Annotated in this window: 15 protein-coding genes; 7 read left to right on the top strand and 8 right to left on the bottom strand. The window is 72.6% G+C overall.

The features are described from left to right. Positions 1 to 1,317 (top strand): wax ester/triacylglycerol synthase family O-acyltransferase (locus HET64_RS03460; RefSeq protein ID WP_251144710.1); only part of this gene is annotated, 1,317 nt, incomplete at its 5' end. A gap of 45 nt (positions 1,318 to 1,362) precedes the next feature. Here HET64_RS03460 and HET64_RS03455 read toward each other — a convergent pair. Beyond that, on the bottom strand, positions 1,363 to 2,724 hold the full coding sequence (locus HET64_RS03455; protein ID WP_308369775.1) for an NAD(P)-binding domain-containing protein: 1,362 nt from the start codon (positions 2,722 to 2,724) through the stop codon (positions 1,363 to 1,365). Positions 2,725 to 3,007: 283 nt separating this feature from the next. On the opposite strand from HET64_RS03455, the gene HET64_RS03450 reads away from it, so the two are divergent. The 3 genes from HET64_RS03450 (at position 3,008) to HET64_RS03440 (ending at position 5,113) form a co-directional block, all read left to right on the top strand. After that, positions 3,008 to 3,622 (top strand): ABC transporter ATP-binding protein, encoded by a 615-nt coding sequence (locus HET64_RS03450; RefSeq protein ID WP_215102107.1) that lies wholly within the window; start codon positions 3,008 to 3,010, stop codon positions 3,620 to 3,622. Continuing rightward, positions 3,619 to 4,494 carry an ABC transporter permease gene (locus HET64_RS03445; protein WP_215102105.1) on the top strand — a complete coding sequence of 292 codons (876 nt, stop codon included), beginning with the start codon at positions 3,619 to 3,621 and terminating at the stop codon, positions 4,492 to 4,494. The genes HET64_RS03450 and HET64_RS03445 overlap by 4 nt, the downstream gene beginning before the upstream one ends. Positions 4,495 to 4,591: 97 nt before the next feature. Further along, entirely contained in the window at positions 4,592 to 5,113 is a 522-nt protein-coding gene (locus HET64_RS03440; protein ID WP_215102103.1) for a hypothetical protein, read from the top strand. A 223-nt stretch (positions 5,114 to 5,336) separates the two neighbouring features. Here the strand turns inward: HET64_RS03440 and katG are convergent, their stop codons facing one another. After that, entirely contained in the window at positions 5,337 to 7,592 is a 2,256-nt protein-coding gene (gene katG, locus HET64_RS03435) for a catalase/peroxidase HPI (RefSeq protein WP_215102100.1), read from the bottom strand. Positions 7,593 to 7,970: 378 nt separating this feature from the next. Between katG and HET64_RS03430 the strand changes: the two genes are divergently transcribed. Beyond that, the gene (locus HET64_RS03430) at positions 7,971 to 8,381 is read left to right on the top strand and encodes a Fur family transcriptional regulator (protein WP_215102091.1); all 411 of its coding nucleotides are present in this window, start codon (positions 7,971 to 7,973) and stop codon (positions 8,379 to 8,381) included. Positions 8,382 to 8,396: 15 nt separating this feature from the next. Here HET64_RS03430 and HET64_RS03425 read toward each other — a convergent pair whose 3' ends face one another. Further along, positions 8,397 to 9,617, bottom strand: a complete 1,221-nt coding sequence (locus HET64_RS03425) for a metallophosphoesterase (protein WP_215102089.1) — start codon at positions 9,615 to 9,617, stop codon at positions 8,397 to 8,399. Positions 9,618 to 10,048: 431 nt separating this feature from the next. Here HET64_RS03425 and HET64_RS03420 point away from each other — a divergent pair, with 431 nt between their 5' ends. After that, the gene (locus HET64_RS03420; protein WP_215102087.1) at positions 10,049 to 10,912 is read left to right on the top strand and encodes a PIG-L family deacetylase; all 864 of its coding nucleotides are present in this window, start codon (positions 10,049 to 10,051) and stop codon (positions 10,910 to 10,912) included. Between the two features lie 28 nt (positions 10,913 to 10,940). Here HET64_RS03420 and HET64_RS03415 read toward each other — a convergent pair whose 3' ends face one another. Further along, positions 10,941 to 11,954, bottom strand: a complete 1,014-nt coding sequence (locus HET64_RS03415) for an MBL fold metallo-hydrolase (protein ID WP_215102078.1) — start codon at positions 11,952 to 11,954, stop codon at positions 10,941 to 10,943. 83 nt (positions 11,955 to 12,037) lie between these two features. Further along, entirely contained in the window at positions 12,038 to 12,931 is an 894-nt protein-coding gene (locus HET64_RS03410; RefSeq protein ID WP_215102076.1) for a serine hydrolase, read from the bottom strand. Between the two features lie 39 nt (positions 12,932 to 12,970). Between HET64_RS03410 and HET64_RS03405 the strand changes: the two genes are divergently transcribed. Then, positions 12,971 to 13,939: a LysR family transcriptional regulator gene (locus HET64_RS03405; RefSeq protein WP_215102120.1), complete on the top strand. Its 969-nt coding sequence runs from the start codon at positions 12,971 to 12,973 to the stop codon at positions 13,937 to 13,939. A 57-nt stretch (positions 13,940 to 13,996) separates the two neighbouring features. On the opposite strand, the gene HET64_RS03400 is transcribed toward HET64_RS03405, so the two are convergent. The 3 genes from HET64_RS03400 to HET64_RS03390 form a co-directional block, all read right to left on the bottom strand. Beyond that, positions 13,997 to 14,905 carry a class I SAM-dependent methyltransferase gene (locus HET64_RS03400; protein ID WP_215102074.1) on the bottom strand — a complete coding sequence of 303 codons (909 nt, stop codon included), beginning with the start codon at positions 14,903 to 14,905 and terminating at the stop codon, positions 13,997 to 13,999. 173 nt (positions 14,906 to 15,078) lie between these two features. Continuing rightward, entirely contained in the window at positions 15,079 to 16,167 is a 1,089-nt protein-coding gene (locus tag HET64_RS03395) for an NAD(P)-dependent alcohol dehydrogenase (protein ID WP_215102071.1), read from the bottom strand. Between the two features lie 2 nt (positions 16,168 to 16,169). Next, positions 16,170 to 17,573, bottom strand: a complete 1,404-nt coding sequence (locus HET64_RS03390; RefSeq protein WP_215102069.1) for an aldehyde dehydrogenase family protein — start codon at positions 17,571 to 17,573, stop codon at positions 16,170 to 16,172. Between the last annotated feature and the right edge of the window lie 8 nt (positions 17,574 to 17,581).

Raw genomic sequence — 17,581 nt, 5'->3', positions numbered from 1 at the left:
CCGTCCGAGCGCTCCGCCCGGCCCGATCGGCCGATTCCCTCGCCCCGCCACTCCACCCACGCGGTCGACCGCGCGTTCCTCAAGCTGGAGCGCCGTCGGCCCGACGTCCGCTGGGACGCGGGCGGCGTCGCGTATCTCAGTGGTCCGCCCCCGGCCCTGGCGGACCTTCGCGCCTACGTGGGCCACCGCCTCGGCGAACTGCCCCTGCTCACGAGCCGGGTGGAGGGAGGCCGGCGGTCCCGGTGGCAGCCGGACGCGGACTTCGCCGTCGACCGGCATGTGCACGAGGTGGTCGCCGACGGGCCCGGCGCCTGGGACTCCGCACTGCACACCGCGCTCAACGCCCCGTTCGCCCCCGGCTGCTACTGGGGGGTCTGGCTGATCCACGGCCACGAACCCGACACGTACGCCGTCTGCTACCGCTTTCACCACGCCTGCCAGGACGGTTCGGCCGCCGCCATGACCTTCCGGGCCATGCTGGGGGAGGGGGAGCCGTCCGCGCGTCCGGTACCGGGCCGGAGCCGTCCGTCCGGGGTGCCCCGGCGGGTCGGCGCGGCCGTCGGGCTGGCCACGAGGTTCGTGGCCGGCTCCCTGGCCGTTCGCGGCCACCGCCCGGACGCGGCCTTCGCCCCCTCCGGGGAGCGGCGGCTGTGGCGGGGCCGGGCACCGGTGGACACCCTTCGCCGGATCGGCGCCGGGCGGGGCGGCTCGGCCCATGACGTGCATCTGGCGGCCCTCTCCGGGGCGTTGTCGGTCTGGTCGGCCCGTGCCGGGGTGCCGCTTCCCCGGGTGACGGCCGTACTGCCCGTCGACGCACGACGCGCCGACGAGGAACAGACGTGGGGGAACCGCTGCTTCGCCCTGCCGCTCGAACTGCCCGTACGGACCGTCCCGGAACAGCCGGACGGTTCCCGGGAGGGTGAGGAGCCCCTGCGCCGACTGGATCAGGTCATGGCGACGACCCGGAAGCTGCGGGGCGAGACCTGGCGGCAGGCCATTCAGGACCTGGTCCGCTTCATGCCGGACGGCCCCACCGAGTGGTACCTGCGCAGGATGCTCTCGCCACGCGTCACCAACGTCATGGCCACCTCCATGCCGCTCGCCGACAAGGGGAGCCTGGGGGAGACGCAGGTGACGGGGACCGCCCTGTTGCCCCTGCTCGTGCCGGGGCATCTCTTCGCGGTGGGGCTGTCGTTCTTCGGTGACTGGGCGGAGGTGTCCTTCGTCGCCGACCGCGCCCTCCCGCTGGGGGAGCTGCTGCCGGAGCTGTGGGAGCGGGCCGTGGGCGAGCTGGAGGTGAGCTCGACGCCCGGATGAGCCGGGCGGGAGCTCCGCACCGGCCGCACGGAGTGGGCCGGCGGATCACACGGCATCGGGCACGGCGGCGGGGGAGCCCGCCCCGGGCCGGGGCGGGAACACACCGCGGGCCCGGCGTCTGCCTGCCCGGAGTTCCCGCCGGAGGGCTCGCCGGTAGGAGCGGATGTCGATCTCGATCCCGTGGCGGTAGGTGGGCGCGTAGGCCTTGTCGTGCTGTCGCCGCGCGCGGGCGATCGCCCGCGTCATCTCCGCCGGCGCCGGCAGGCGGACCGTTCCCTCGATCAGGTCGGCGACCCATTCGGCCTGCGGTTCGAGCAACGGGAAAGCGGCTCCCGCGGGTTGGGCGAGTCCCATGAAGTAGAGCCCGGGGAGCCGGGGCGGCACCGTGCGCAGATAGAGCTCCGTGCGGCCGCCCGGGGCGGCGAAGACGGAGGGGGCCAGGAAGGGGAAGGAGAGGGAGTACCCGGTGGCGTACACCACGGCGTCCACCCTCTCGCGGCTGCCGTCCGTGAAGAACGCCGTGTCCCGGCCGAACGAGCTGACACCGGGCTTGGGGGTGACCGCGCCCCGGGCCAGCTGGACGAGGAGTTCGTCCGAGGTGGAGGGGTGGGCGGCGAGAGGCCCGCGGACCGGTTCGGGAAGCCCGTAGTGAGCCGGGGCGCCGCGGGTCAGTCGCAGGAGAAGCGCCATCGCCGGGTCCTTGAGGAACCGCGGCAGGCCGGCCAGCGGGCTCCCCGCCAAGTGGTCCGCCGGCCGGCCGAGCAGCATCTTGGGGAACACGTGCGCCGCGTCCCGCGCGGAGAGGAACGTCCGCGCGGCCGTACGGGAGATCTCCGCCGCGATCTCGCACGCGGAGTTGCCCATGCCGACCACGAGCACCTGCCGGCCGGCGTACGGCTCGGGGAAGCGGTAGTCGTGCGAGTGGAGAGCGGGGCCCTCGAAGTCCTCGGCCCCCGGTACGGCGGGGTCCGGCAGCCGCGGGTCCCAGTGGTGCCCGTTGGCCACCACCACCTCGGTGTAGTGCTGTGTCCGCGCCTCCGTGTCGCCGCGGTGCCGGCGGACGACCTCCCAGCCGCCGTCCTCCAGGGGCCGTACGGAGGTGACCGTCGTGCCGAACCCGATGTGCCGGTGCAGGCCGAACGAAGCGGCGTACTGCTCCAGGTAGGCGAGGACCTTGCTGTGGTGCGGGAAGACCGGGTAGGTCTCCGGCATCGCCAGCGAGGAGAACGACATGCTCTCCTTGGAGATGTTCGCGTGCAGTGACGCGTACACCCCCGACATACCGTTGTCGTTCCCGTAGCGCCAGAGTCCGCCGATGCCCGAACCCGCCTCGAAGCAGTCGAACGGAAGGCCGCGCGAGGCGAGGACCTTGCTCGCCGCCAGGCCGGACGGGCCCGCTCCGATCACGCACGTTCTCCGCATGGCCGACCGGCCTTTCCTCGTAGGTACGTGATGAGGGCTCCGGGCCCGAGACGCCGGCGCTCCGAGCCCGGTCACGCTAAGGGCTGCCGCCGCGCCGGGAGCGGCTTCCGGCGGTAGTCCCGCCGCACGCGTGACGGGTCGTGCACCGGGTTGACGCCGGGCGAACGGGTGCGTCCCCGGCGCCGTTTCCGCCGCGTGACCGGCTCGTTGGGCACGAGCGGACCGGTTCCGCGATCACGGGCAGGACCTGGCACGACGGAGCGAGACGATGGACGTCCACGATGTGCACCACTCCTACCGGCAGCACGCCGTTCTCCGGGGAGTCGACCTGCGGCTACGGCCCGGCACCCTCGCCGGGATCGTCGGGGAGAACGGCGCGGGCAAGTCGACGCTGCTGAAGATCCTCTCCGGTGAGCTCGGTCCGGACCGCGGATCGGTGCGTCACCACGGCAGGTTCGGCTACTGCCCGCAGTCCGTGGTGCTGGACGACTCCTTCACCGTCCGCCAGCATCTCGACCTCTTCCGGGCCGCGTTCGGCCTCCCCGACCTGCGGCGGGCCGAGGAGGTGATGGAGACCCTGGCCTTCACCGAGTACCTCGACCGGCGTGCGGGCCTGCTCAGCGGCGGCTCGCGGCAGAAGCTCAACCTGACCCTGGCGCTCATGCACGACCCGGACGTGCTCCTGCTGGACGAGCCCTACCAGGGCTTCGACTGGGAGACGTATCTGCGCTTCTGGGAACTGGCGACGAGGTTGCGCGACGCCGGGCGTTCGGTGCTGGTCGTCTCGCACCTGGCGTACGACATCGACCGGCTGGATCTGCTCTGGCGCCTGGAGAACGGGCGCCTCCACCGCCAGGAACGGCCTACGGGGGCGGCGGCATGAGGCGGCACTGGTTCCTGTTCGCCACGGCGTCCAAGTACGCGTTGACCGGGCACGCCCGCAACCGGTTCGCGATGCTGCTGGTGGTCGTGTACATCCCGGTGTGGATCGCCCTCGCCTACGTGACCATTCCCGATCAGCCTGCCCCGTTCCGGCTCCGGGCCACCGGCGAGATCCTGTCCCCGCCCGGCAACCACCTCACCCAGATCACCGGTGCGCTGAACGCGGTCACCCTGATCGCCGGGTTCATGATGTTCGCGGCCACCTTCACGGGAGGTGCTTTCGACCGCCGCCTGGCGATGGCGGGCTACCCCCGCTATCACCTCGTCCTCGCGAAGCTGTCCGCGCTCACGCTGGTCTGTGTCGCCGTCTCGGCGTACGCCACGGTCGTCGTCGGGTTCGCCTGGCCGCCGCGACAGCCCCTCGTCCTCGCCGCCGCCCTGTTCTGCGCGGCTCTGACCTACGGCGCGCTGGGCGTGGTCTTCGGATCGGTACTCCGCCGGGAGGTCGAGGGCATGTTCGCCATCCTGATGATCAGCATCCTCGACGTCGCCCTGCAGAATCCCCTCTCCAGCTCCGGTTCCGACAGCGCCGTCGTGCGCTTCCTCCCGACGTACGGAGCCGTGCAGGCGAGCATGTCCGCGGCCTTCTCCGACGCGTCGGCTGTCCGGGGGCTCGTGATCCAGTGCCTCTGGCTCGTCGGCGCCGCGTCGGCCGGCTTCCTGGTCTTCCGTCGCCGGACCCGGAACGCGCTCTCACCGGGACGTGGGAGGTGGGTTCCGTCCCCTCGCGGCCGCGGCCGCGGGACGGTCGACAGCCCTCTCGTCGCACGGACGGCCGACGACCCTGTGTGCCACCGTCCGCCCCACCGATAGGCCCGTGACCTGCACAGGCAGTGATCGTTCTGTAGCCGTCGGGCGCTGATGCGGCGCCCGGACCGTCACGTTCTTCCGTACAAGGAGCACTGCCCCCATGACCCTTTCGCGTACCGTCCAGCGCACCGTCCTCACCGCGGCACTCCTGTCCGTCTCCGCGCTGGGCGCCCCCTCCACCGCGCAGGCGGCCCCGCTGCCTCCCGCGTGTCAGGAGGCGCTGCTCGAAACCCTCGACAAGTTCCCCGTCGTGGACTTCACGGTCCCCGACAAGGCCAAGAACACGATGCTGGGCGAGGTACTGGGACTGAGCGAGGCCGACCAGGCCGTGTTCACCGAAGCGGCGTGCGCGGCCTGGAACACCTGGGCGACCCAGAACGGCCAGGCCGTCGCGACGGACCTGGACACCCGCTACCGGAACGCCGCCGGACCCGTGTGCAACAAGTTCGCCAGGTCCTCGCTGGCGACGATCAAGAAGCACGCGCCGAACGTGCCCGCGGCGACCCGTGACATGGAGAAGGTGGCCAAGAAGGTCTGGAGCAACTCCATGGAGAAGCTGGCCGCGGACGCCACCAACGCCGACTGCCGTACGGCCTACAACGCGGTCAAGGCCGGCTGGTAGCAGGACAGAGTCCGGGCGCGTCGCCCTGCCGGGCGACGCGCCGGGCAGGGCGGATTCCGGCACCGGGAGCAATGAGTTCTGCGTCCTGGGCCGGGACCGAGGCGAAGAGGACCGGCCCCCGCGCGGCGGTGCCACACTGCGCACCACCGCTCGGGGGCCGGGCCGGAGCGAACGTCGGCGGGTCGGGGCCGCGCCGAGCGGGCGGCGGGCCCCGACCGCGCGGTCAGACCAGGTCGAAGCGGTCGAGGTCCATGACCTTGCTCCAGGCGGCGACGAAGTCCGTCACGAACTTCTGCCGCGCGTCGTCGCTCGCGTAGACCTCGGCGAGGGCACGGAGTTCGGAGTTGGAGCCGAAGACCAGGTCCGCGCGGGTACCGGTCCACTTGACCCGGCCCGTCGCGTCGCGGGCCTCGAACTCGTCCTGCCCCGCCGACGTCGACTTCCAGGTGATGCCCAGGTCGAGCAGGTTCACGAAGAAGTCGTTGGTCAGCGTGCCCGGGCGGTCCGTGAGGACGCCGTGCTTCGAGCCGCCGGAATTGGCGCCCAGCACCCGCAGACCGCCGACCAGGACCGTGGTCTCCGGGGCGCTCAGCGTCAGCAGGTTGGCCCGGTCCAGGAGCAGATACTCGGCGGGAAGGCGGCTGCCCTTGCCCGCGTAGTTGCGGAAGCCGTCGTACACGGGCTCCAGCGCGGCGAAGGACTCGACGTCCGTCTGGTCCTGCGTGGCGTCGACCCGGCCCGCGGTGAACGGCACCTCCACCTCGACACCGGCGTCCGCGGCCGCCTGCTCGACGGCCGCGTTGCCCGCGAGGACGATCAGGTCGGCCAGCGAGACCTGCTTGCCGCCCTCGGCGTTGAAGGACTCCTGGATACCCTCCAGGGCCCGCAGGACCTGGGCCAGGTCGTCCGGGTTGTTCGCCTCCCAGCCGCGCTGCGGCTCCAGACGGACCCGGGCGCCGTTGGCGCCGCCACGCTTGTCGCTGCCGCGGAAGGAGGCGGCCGACGCCCAGGCGGCCGAGACCAGCTGCGCCACTGTCAGGTCCGTGGCGAGCACCCGCTCCTTGAGCGCGGCGATCTCCGCGGCGCCCAGCGGCTCAGCGGTGCGCGCGGGCAGCGGGTCCTGCCACAGCAGCACCTCGGAAGGCACCTCGGAGCCCAGGTAGCGCTGGACCGGGCCCATGTCGCGGTGCGTCAGCTTGTACCAGGCGCGCGCGAAGGCGTCCGCGAACGCGTCCGGGTTCTCGTGGAAGCGGCGCGAGATCTCCTCGTAGGCCGGGTCGAAGCGCAGCGACAGGTCGGTGGTGAGCATCTGCGGCTTGTGCTTCTTCGACGCGTCGTGCGCGTCCGGGATGGTCGCCTCCGCGTCCTTGGCGACCCACTGGTGCGCACCGGCCGGGGACTTGGTCAGCTCGTACTCGTAGGCGAAGAGGTTGTGGAAGAACTCGTTGCCCCACGTGGTCGGGGTGCTGGTCCAGGTCACCTCCAGACCACTGGTGATGGCGTCCCCGCCCTTGCCCGTCCCGTAGGAGCTGCGCCAGCCCAGGCCCTGCTCCTCCATCGAGGCGCCCTCGGGGTCCGCGCCGACGCTCTCGGCCGGGCCCGCTCCGTGCGTCTTGCCGAAGGTGTGGCCACCGGCGATGAGGGCGACGGTCTCCTCGTCGTTCATCGCCATCCGGCGGAAGGTCTCGCGGATGTCGCGGGCGGCGGCGACCGGGTCCGGGTTGCCGTTGGGGCCCTCGGGGTTGACGTAGATCAGGCCCATCTGGACCGCGCCGAGCGGGTTCTCCAGCTCACGGTCGCCGGTGTAGCGCTCGTCGTCGAGCCAGGTGGTCTCCGGGCCCCAGTAGACGTCCTCCTCCGACTCCCAGACGTCCTCGCGGCCGCCGGCGAAGCCGAAGGTCTTGAAGCCCATGGTCTCCAGGGCGACGTTGCCGGTGAGGATCAGCAGGTCGGCCCAGGACAGCGCCTGGCCGTACTTCTTCTTCACCGGCCACAGCAGACGGCGGGCCTTGTCCAGGTTGCCGTTGTCCGGCCAGCTGTTCAGCGGGGCGAAGCGCTGCTGACCGGCGCCCGCGCCACCGCGGCCGTCGCTGATGCGGTACGTGCCGGCGCTGTGCCAGGCCATCCGGATCATCAGCGGCCCGTAGTTGCCGAAGTCGGCCGGCCACCAGTCCTGCGACGTGGAGAGCACCTCGGCGATGTCCCGCTTCACCGTGGGCAGGTCGAGCCTTTGGAACGCGGCCGCGTAGTCGAAGTCCGTACCGAGCGGGTTCGCCACGGCGGGGTTCTTGGCGAGGATCTTCAGATTGAGCCGGTCCGGCCACCACTGGCGGTTCCCGCCGCCCTGCGTGGGGTGCGGCGCGCGGCCGTGGGCCACGGGGCAGCCGCCCGCCTGCGCCCCGGGCACCTCGGGAACGGCCGTCTCGGGCGAATCCGGGGTGACGGGATCAAAGACATGCGACTCGTGGTTCTCGGTCATGGCAATCCTTCCGGACCCGGTGGGTCGTGGGGGCGCTGAACGGGGGAGGAGGATTCGGTCCGTGCAGAAGGGACACGAGGTATGCCGGGTGCCGCCGCGCCCGCCCGAACCTCACGGACGGGACCGGACGGTCCCGGGCGGTGCGACGAGGACGGCGCTCGGTCGGCGCCGCGCGGTCGACCGACGGTGTCCCACCGCGTTTCTCTGCTGCCGTACCGGAGTCTTCCTGTCTCTTGGATGTCGCCGGGATCGATCCTACGATGGACTTCGTCCAAGTCAAGAAGTGCGCTAAAACGATAATGGCTGGGGCGCGATGTCATCGGATCCATGGATCCGTCCGGGGCCGCGCGTCCCCCGCGAAGCGGAGCAGGTGACGAGATGAGCGACCTCCTTCAACGGCTACGGGGCCGTGGCTGGCGGTTGACCTCGCAGCGGCGTGTCGTCGCGGAGGTCCTCGACGGTGACCATGTGCACCTGACGGCCGACGAGGTACATCTGCGGGCCGCCGCGAGGCTGCCCGAGATCTCCCGCGCGACCGTCTACAACACGCTGGGGGAGCTCGTCACGCTCGGCGAGGTGCTGGAGGTCTCCACCGTGGGCCGCGCCAAGCGCTACGACCCGAACGCGCGCCGCCCCCATCAGCACCTGGTGTGCTCCGGCTGCGGCACGGTCCGCGACGTCCACCCGGTCGGGGACGCCCTCGGTGACCTGCCCGAGGCCGAGCGGTTCGGGTTCGCCGTCGGCTCGGTGGAGATCACCTACCGGGGCCTGTGCCCGGCCTGCTCCTGACCGCCGGCTCCGGTTCTAGGAGCCGGCGGAGGGCTGCGGGGAGCGGAGCACGAGCAGGGTGATCTCGCTGGGGGCGAAGACGCGGAAGGGCGGGCCCCAGAAGCCGGTGCCGCGGCTCGTGTAGAGGAGGGTGCGAGCGCCGTGGCGGCTGAGGCCCGCGACGGCCGGCTGGTCGAGGCGGACCAGATGGTGGAAGGGCCAGATCTGGCCGCCGTGGGTGTGGCCGGAGAGCTGGAGGTCGATGCCGTGGGCCGCCGCACGGTCGATGAACTTGGGCTGGTGGGCGAGGAGCAGCACGGGGAGGTCGGGGTCGGCGCCGTGGAGGGCTCCGGCGAGGTGGGCGCGGTGGCCCGCCAGTCCGGAGGACTCGGCGGTGACGTCGTCGACGCCGGCGACCACGAGCGTGTCACCGCCGCGTTCGAGCAGCAGATGGCGATTGCGCAGCGGCTCCCAGCCCAGCTCGTCCATCAGGTCGACCCAGCCCTGGGCCTCGCTGTAGTACTCGTGGTTGCCGGTGACGTAGACACGGGCCCGCGTCGCCCGCACGGTGCCCAGCGGAGCGGCCTGGGCGCGACGGCGTTCGGCCGTGCCGTCCGCGATGTCGCCGGTGTGGCAGACCAGGTCGGCCTCCAGGGTGTTCACCGTCTCGCAGACCCGCGCCGACCAGCGGGCCCGGTCGAGCGGACCGTAGTGGGTGTCGGTGATCAGGGCGACCCGGGTTCCGTCCAGCCCGGCTCCCAGGCGCGGGAGCCGCACGTCGAGGCGGCGCACCCGCGGCACGCGCCGGGCCTCGGCGTACCCCCAGGCCAGCAGCACGGCGGCGACGCCGAGGACGGCCCAGGTGACGATGCGCGCCCGGTCCTGTCCGTCACCCACGCCGGCCACGGTCAGGGCGAGCCGCAGCAGGACGCCGAGGAGTACGGACCAGGTGAACAGGACCCAGATGCCGCCCAGCAGCGTGTCACCGACGATCGCCGCCCGGTCCCGCTGGCGCCGGCCGTGACCGTGCACCATCGCGAGCGGCATACCGGCCAGGCCGAGGACGAACAGCGCGGTGCCGGTCAGGGTGACCGGGAGCGGCCACCGCTGGCCGGTGTGCAGAAGAACCCAGCACGGCACGGCCCACAGCAGGACCGGGGCGATCAGCGGGACGTAACGCATCAGACGCTGGAGTCTGCTCCGCTGCGCCTCCTGCGCTTCACTGGCGGTGGATCGGGTGTCGCTTGTCTCGGTCACGCTTCCCCTCCTGAGATTCGGTCCGGCGGATCGCGGCCGGGCGGTGGCGACCGCACAACGCGGTCGCCGTACCGGCCGCCGGCTCGTCGTACCGGCCGCCGGCCCGCGGCCGGACACGATCCGCCGCCCATGGACTGATGCCGCTCCGGCCTCGACTGCCGGAGCTTATGGGACAGCTCATTGTGCGCCGGTCGCCGCGGCACCGGAGCCTTGAGGGGGCTCCCGGCGGCCTCCGTCGAGAATCACCGGCCCCGTCGGGAACAGCCGGCCCGGTCGGCGCGGTTGCACCGTTCAAGGGACCGGCGCCGTGCGGGCGGGGGAACACGGAGGCCGCAGGGTCGCCCGCCCCGTCGGGATCCGGGCCCTGGGAGCGCGGTAGCACGCCCGCCGCCGGCCCGGACCACGACGTATCTCTGCGGGAGGACCCCTTCATGACCGACCGGCCCTTGACTCTCATGGCCGTGCACGCCCACCCCGACGACGAGGCGACCGGAACCGGAGGGGTCCTGGCGCGGTACGCGGCGGAAGGCATCCGCACGGTTCTCGTGACGTGTACCGACGGCGGCTGCGGGGACGGACCGGGGGGTGTCAAGCCGGGCGACCCCGGACACGACCCGGCGGCCGTCGCCGCGATGCGCCGCCGGGAGCTGGAGGCGAGCTGCGAGGTCCTGGGGGTCAGCGATCTGGAGACGCTGGACTACGCCGACTCCGGAATGATCGGCTGGCCGAGCAACGAGGCCCCCGGGTCCTTCTGGCAGACCCCGGTGGAGAAGGGCGCCGCCCGACTCGCGGAACTCATGCGGCACTACCGTCCCGATGTCGTCGTCACCTACGACGAGAACGGCTTCTACGGCCACCCCGACCACATCCAGGCCCACCGCATCACGATGGCGGCGCTGGAGATGACCGAGCTGACGCCGAAGGTGTACTGGACGACGATGCCCCACTCGATGCTGCGGCGGTTCGGCGAGGCCATGCGCGAGTTCCACGAGGACCTGCCGCAGCCGGAGCCGGATCCGGAGCCCGAGCCGGCTCCGGATCCGGCCGAGGCCGACGCGATGACCGAGATCGGCCTCCCCGACGACGAGGTCACCACGTGGGTGGACACCACCGCGTTCAGCGGCCGGAAGTTCGACGCGCTGGCCGCGCACGCCAGCCAGGGCGACAACATCTTCTTCCTCAAGATGGGCAAGGAGAGATTCGGCGACCTGATGGGCACGGAGACCTTCGTACGCGTCCAGGACGCCACCGGCGCGGCCCTGCCCGAGAAGGACCTCTTCGCCGGACTCCGCTGATCCGATCCCTCCGCCCATAAGGAGTGGACTAAGGCGTGGACGTGCCTGCGCGCATGTCCGCGCCGTACGTCGTGCGGTAGTCCGGGACGACGATCCGGCTCGTGGGGGACTCCCGGTGGACCTGGGCGGCGAACCCGCTCAGGTCCATCACCGGATCGCGGCGCGGGGGCTCGCTCAGCGGCTCCTCGAAGTTGTCCCAGTGGACGGGCACCACGACGCCGGGCCGGTCCAGGGCGCGCAGCAGCCGGGACGTATAGCGGAACGTAGCGGTGCCGGCCGGCACGGCGACCATCGCGAGGTCGGGGCTCAGCCCCTGTACGGCCTGCTCGGAGAAGTCGCTGGCGCCCATCAGGAACGCCGACGGACCGCCGCTCCCCACCGTCACCTGGAAGGCCAGGGTGTCGCCCTCCGGCAGGTCGGAGATGGTCTCCGGCACTGTCGGCGGGGGAGCGTTCAGTGTGCCCGGGGCGAAGTAGGAATGCCGCTTGTTGCGGCTGTGCAGGCTCGGCACCACCTGGACGGTGATGCCGTCGAAGTCCAGGACCTCCCCGCCCTTCACCACCGAGATCTGGTCGGGGTCGACCCCGAACGCGACCAGCAGATGGAACGTGGTCTCGGTGCCGACGACCCGCGCGCCGGTGGACTTGGCGATGTACGGCACGTCGGCGATGTGATCCCAGTGCGCGTGGCTGACCAGGACGATCTCGGGGCGGCCGATGTGCTCCCGCACCAGACCGGGGTCGGACCTCAACTTCGTGTCCGGCTTGAGCCCTCCGTCGAACAGGCCGGTCCTGAACCGGGTGATGTAGGGGTCGAAGAGCACCGTCCGGCCGCCGGCGTCGATGCGCCAGCCGGAGGTGCCCAGCCACCGGAAGGATGCCGAACCGGCCGCCGGGGCCCCGTGAACCGCCGCAGCGGCGGTGGTGGTCGCGGCGGAGAGCAGCGGGGCCGCCGCGCCGATCGCGGCGCCGCGCAGCACCGCGCGTCGGCCGAATGCCTGGATACGCCGCTGCGGACGCTGTACGTCTGTGTCCTCGTTCATGGCGTCAGGAGATCAGGGCATGACCCTCCTCGTCCAAGATCGGAATTCGGGTGGGCTCATACACGAACGCATATGAGCCCACGTCAGAACTGTTCGTCGCGGAGGGAGTCGACGGCGATCCGGGCCGTGGCGCCGATCGCGGCGTCCACCGCCGTGCGTGAGGCGGCCAGCTCGCGCGTACGGGCGAAAACGGCGACCGCGTAGAGGCCGCCGTCGGGATACCGGACCACCCCCGCCTCCATGTGCAGACCGGGCAGGGTCCCCGTCTTGGCCGCGATCGTCACCTCGTCGGGAAATCCCGAAACCAGCCGGTGGCGGAACGCCTGTCGACTCATCAGGTCCCGTACCCGGGAGCACGCTTCCGGCGGACCCGCCTGGTCCTGCCAGACGAGGCGCAGCAGCCTGGTGACGTCCCTCGGCGTGCTCGCGTTGGTCCGCAGCGGATCCAGCACGCCCAGGCGCCTTTTGCGGTCGTCCGGCAGCGCGGGGTACCGAAGGGCGAACTCCGCCTCGTCGCACGCGCCGACCTCGGCGAGCATCGACTCCAGTACGTCACGGGGTCCACCCACGACGCGAGTCCTGTCGAGCCCGAGTTCTTCGGCGAGCAGCCGCACCGTGTCCAGGCCGACGCGTGCCAGCAGCAGATCGGCCGCCGAGTTGTCGCTCACCGAGAGGGCGAAGAACGCCAGATCGCGCAGCGACAGCTCGACGTCGTCCGCACAGCCCGCCGTGCCCCAGCCGCCGAGCCGGTCGGCTGCCGTCACCCGTACCCGCTCACGCGGATCGAGCTGGCCGGCGGCCACCTGGCGGGCGAACTCCAGGACCAGCAGCACCTTGAAGACCGAGGCGATCACGACGGGCTCGTCGGCGCCGACGGTCACCTCCCCGTCGCCCGGTTCCCCCTGGACGGGGACCGCGTGCAACAACCCCTCGGCACCCGCCCCCGCGAACACCTCGCGGATCCGTTTCTCGACCATCGGTTCGCCCCTCGCATAAGGTCACTGACTGTGGATCTCTTGCGCCACCTGCGTATCTTCGTCGCCGTCGCCGACGAGCTGCACTTCAGCCGGGCCGCCGACCGGCTCGGCATGGCCCAGCCACCCCTCAGCCAGGCGGTGCGCAGGCTGGAGAAGGACCTCGGAGCCGCCCTGTTCGACCGGTCGCGGCGTCAGGTCCGGCTCACCGCCGCCGGCCTGGTGCTGCTGGACGAGGCCCGCGAACTCCTCTCCCGCGAGGAGCGGTTACGGACACTGGCCCGCCGCGCCGGCGACGGCGGCCTGGGCACCCTGCGCGCGGGCGTCCCTCCCGACACCACCGTCTCCACGCTCTCCGCGCTGCTCTCGGCCTGCGCGGGGCACTCCCCGGGACTGTCCGTCGATCTGCGGGAGATCACCACCGAGGAACAGCTGCGGCTGCTCGCTTCCGGCGGGCTCGACGTCGGCCTCGTCCACCAGCCCGTGGACGCCACCGAACTCCGCCTCGGCCCCGAGGTGCGAGCGGAGTTCGGCGTCGTGCTTCCCCGCACGTCACCACTGGCCCGGATCCCCGAAGTGGCGCTCGCCGAACTGTCCGGCCACGATCTCGTGCTCTTCCCCCGCGCCCAGGCGCCCGGTTGGTACGACAGGATCCTCGCTACCTGTCGTACCGAGGGCTTCGTGCCCGGCCGGGTCCGGCACGCGTCCAACCCCGAGTTCCTGCTGGCCCTCGTCCACGCGGGCCACGGCGTCGCCTTCGACCAGGGGCCGGTGGCCCGCAAGGAGCCCCGCGTCCTCTGGCGCCCCCTGGCGGGCCGCCCGCTCACCCGGCTGACCACCGGCGCCTGGCCCGCCGGCCGTTCCGCCCACCCGGCCGCACCACACTTCGCGGAGCTCGCGGCCGATGTGCTGGCACGCGACCGGTCGGCGACGCCGCACCGTGCCGCCGGCCCACGCCCGCCGGACGGGCCACCCCGCCCCTGGTCGGTGGTGTACGACGAGCCGAGGTGAACCGGCGGCCACGAGCGGCTTCACGAGGGATCCGTCCGCGGGGCACACGGCCGGCGTCTACCGCCGGGGCTTGTCCGCGAAGACCCACCGGTTGCCCGCCAGCGCGTCGTTCCGCTCGGGCAGCGGGCCGCGTCCGTGCAGCCGGGTGAAGTCGAAGGGGGTGCGGACCGAGGTGGACCAGCCCGTGTCCGTCAGCTTCCCCGCCGAGTCGGGCCGCGGGCTCCTGTCGAACAGGTCCAGCAGGTCGATGCCGATCTGCTGGTGCGTGGCCGTGTAGAGCGGGCTGTCGCGGTACTCCAGCAGATCCTTGTCCAGCTTGACCTCGAAGGCCAGTGCGCTTCCCCCCGCACTCAGCCGGTCCACCGTGTCGATGAGATACGTCTCGGCGGCGGGCGGCAGATAGAACAGCAGGCCCTCGACCAGCCAGACGCTCGGCGCGGCGGGGTCGAAGCCGGCGCCGGGCAGGGCGCCGGCCCAGTCGGCGCGCAGATCCATCGGGACGGGTACGCGTGCCGCCTTCGGGGTGGCCGAAAGCCCGCCGAGCACCTGGTGCTTGAAGGCCAGGACCTCCGCCCGGTCGATCTCGAAGACCACGCAGCCGGGAGGCCATGCGAGCCGGTACGCACGCGAGTCGAGCCCCGCCCCGAGAAGGACCACCTGGCGGGCGTTCCCCGCGTGCACCGACCGGAGGAGGAAGTCGTCGAGGACCCGCGTCCGCAGCCCGAAGTACCGGGCGAACCGTCCCCACAGCGGGTTCCGGTCCCCGTCCGGGACCTCCCGCGGGTGGACCGGCCAGCCCTTGGACGCCGGGGCCCCGAGCACGAAGTGCTCCGCGAAGACGTCCTGCGCCAGGCTGTCGGGGCGATGCGTCTCGATGGCCCGCGCCGCGGCCACCAGGAGAGCGGTCACACCGACCCCTCCCGCCACACCCTCCACATCGTCGTTCCGGTGCGCCGTGTCGGCCATGTGCACTCCCTCGGGGTTGTTGGAGACGACGAACAGCGAGCAGTGCGAAGAAGCAGCCGGCGGGAAGCCGCCGGGGGGCTCGGGGGAGCCGGCCGGGCGGAGAGCGCCTCGTACATCGGGCGGCCCCCGCCCCGCCGGAATCCACGTGCGCCTCCCGGAACGCGCGTGATGCCCTACGGAATGAGGACCGGTTTCACCACACGGCCCGCGTCGCAGTCGCGTTCCGCCTCGTTGATGTCGGCCAGCGGGTACGTGCGGATCAGCTGGTCGAAGGGGAACCGCCCTGCCTGCCACAGCCCGGTCAGCCGGGGGATCAGCAGCGCCGGAACCGCGTCCCCCTCGCAGATGTGGGAGATCTTCCGGCCCCGGTCCAGGGTCCCCGGTTCGAGCGGCAGATGGGTGTGCAGCCGTGCCACCAGGCCCAGGTGGCCGGTCGGGCGCAGCGCCCGGAGCGCGTCGTTGATCAACCGTGCGGAACCCGTGGTGTCCAGGGCGTACTGAGCGCCGCCGCCGGTCAGCCGCTGGACGCGGCCGGGAAGGCCGGCCGAGGCCGCGTCGAGTGGAACCGCACGGAACCGCTCGGCCTGGGCCAGCCGTTCGGGGTGCCGGTCGACCGCCACGACGAGGGCCCCGGCGGCGGTGGCCGCCATGACCGCGGCCAGGCCCACCGCTCCGGCGCCGAAGACCGCGACGGTGTCGCCGGGGCCGGCGCCGAAGGAGTTGAGGACCGCCCCGGCGCCGGTGAGGAAGCCGCAGCCGAGGGGACCGAGCAGTTCGAGAGGGAGGGAGGCGTCGACCCGCACGGCGTTGCGGGCCGGGACCACGGCGTACTCGGCGAACGCGGACTGGCCGAACCACCGGGGCGCCAGCGCCTCGCCGGCCCCGTCGGTGAACCGGGCCGAGCTCTCGGCGCGTCCCCCGAAGAGGTTGAGCGCGGCGAACCGGTCGCAGTAGGCGGGGGCGCCGCCCAGGCAGCTCCGGCACCGCCCGCAGGAGTCGAAGCTCAGCACCACATGGTCACCGGGGACCAGGCCGGTGTCCGGGCCGCCCGTCTCCACCACGACCCCGGCCCCCTCGTGGCCGAGCACCGCGGGCAGCGGCGAGCGGCCCGCCGAGCGGCGGACGGCGAGATCGGTCCGGCACAGTCCGCAGCCCGCGATCCGGACCAGGATCTCGCCGGCGGCCGGCCCCGCGTCCAGGATCACCTCCTCGACGGCGAACGGGTCCTCGTAGCCGCGCAGTACCGCCGCGCCGAACCTCATCGTCAGACCTCCCGGGGACGGTGGACGACGAACGGTCTCAGGTTCCCGTAGAGTCCCCACGGCCCGCCCGCTACGCCGACGCCGCTGTCCTTGACACCGGCGAAGGGCTGGGCGAGGGAGAGCTCGGCGTGGTGGTTGATCCACGCCGTGCCGCACTCCAGCCGGTCGGCGACCGCCCCGGCTCGGTCCAGGTCGGTTCCCCAGACCGAGCCGCCGAGCCCGAAGCGGGTGGCGTTGGCCGCCTCGACGGCTTCGTCGAGACTTCCGTACGGCAGTACCGGCAGGACCGGGCCGAACTGCTCCTCCGTCACCACCGGTCCTTCGGGACGGACATCGGCCAGGACGGTCGGGGCGTAGAAGTAGCCCGGCCGGTCCAGCCGGTGCCCACCGGCCACGGCCCGGGCCCCGTCCGCCAGGGCCCTGGCCGTGTAGCGTTCCACCCGGGCCAGTTGAGCGGCGTTGTTGAGCGGCCCCAGCTCCGTGGCCGGGTCGAGACCGGCTCCGACGACCACGCTCTTCGCCCGTTCCGCGAGGGCCTCGACCACTCGCGAGTGGAGCCGGGCCGGGGCGTAGACGCGCTTGACCGCCATGCAGACCTGCCCGCAGTTGCGGAACGCCGCCCAGAACAGCCGGTCCGCGATCCGCTCCACGTCCACGTCGTCCAGCAGGATGGCGGCGTCGTTGCCGCCCAGTTCCAGGGTGACCCGGGCGAGGCCGGACGCCGCGCCCGCCGCGACGGACCGCCCGGCGGTGACCGAACCGGTGAAGGTCACATGGCGGATCCCCGGGTGCGACGCGAGGCAGGCGCCGAGCGGTTCACGTCCGGTGACGATCGTCAGCACGCCCTCGGGGAGGGCGGCGGACAGGACGGATCCCAGCAGCCGGGTGGCCAGCGGCGTGAACGGGGAGGGCTTGAGCACCACCGTGTTGCCCGCCGCGAGCGCGGGCGCGAACTTCGCGGAGGCGAGCTGGAGCGGGAAGTTCCACGGGACGATGGCGGCGACGGGCCCGAGCGACCGCCAGCGGACCTCGCTGTGCACCGCCCGGCCGTCGGTGATCGTACGGGGCTCGGGGGCGCACTCGGCGAAGTAGCGCAGGCGGGCCGCCGTGCGGGCGACCTCCGCGTACGACTCGGCCAGTGGTTTGCCCTGCTCACGGGTGAGGAGGGGAGCCAGGTCCGCCCCGGCCGCCTCCACGGCGTCGGCCGACGCGAGCAGGGCGGCGGTGCGGGCGGCAGGGTCGGCCCGCCAGCCCGGCCAGGCCTCGTGGGCGCGGCCGACCACCGCGTCCAGCTCCTTCGCCTGCTGGTCGGGAACCTCGTCGAGAGGCTCGCCCGTCGCCGGATCGAGGACGGTGAAACGCTCACCGCGGGGTGCGGTACCGGGGCGGCGCAGCTGCGGGTCCACGCCGGCGG

It is taken from the genome of Streptomyces sp. McG3, assembly GCF_018619185.1.
Classification (GTDB): domain Bacteria; phylum Actinomycetota; class Actinomycetes; order Streptomycetales; family Streptomycetaceae; genus Streptomyces.
This window is presented reverse-complemented; position numbering and strand designations above follow the sequence as displayed.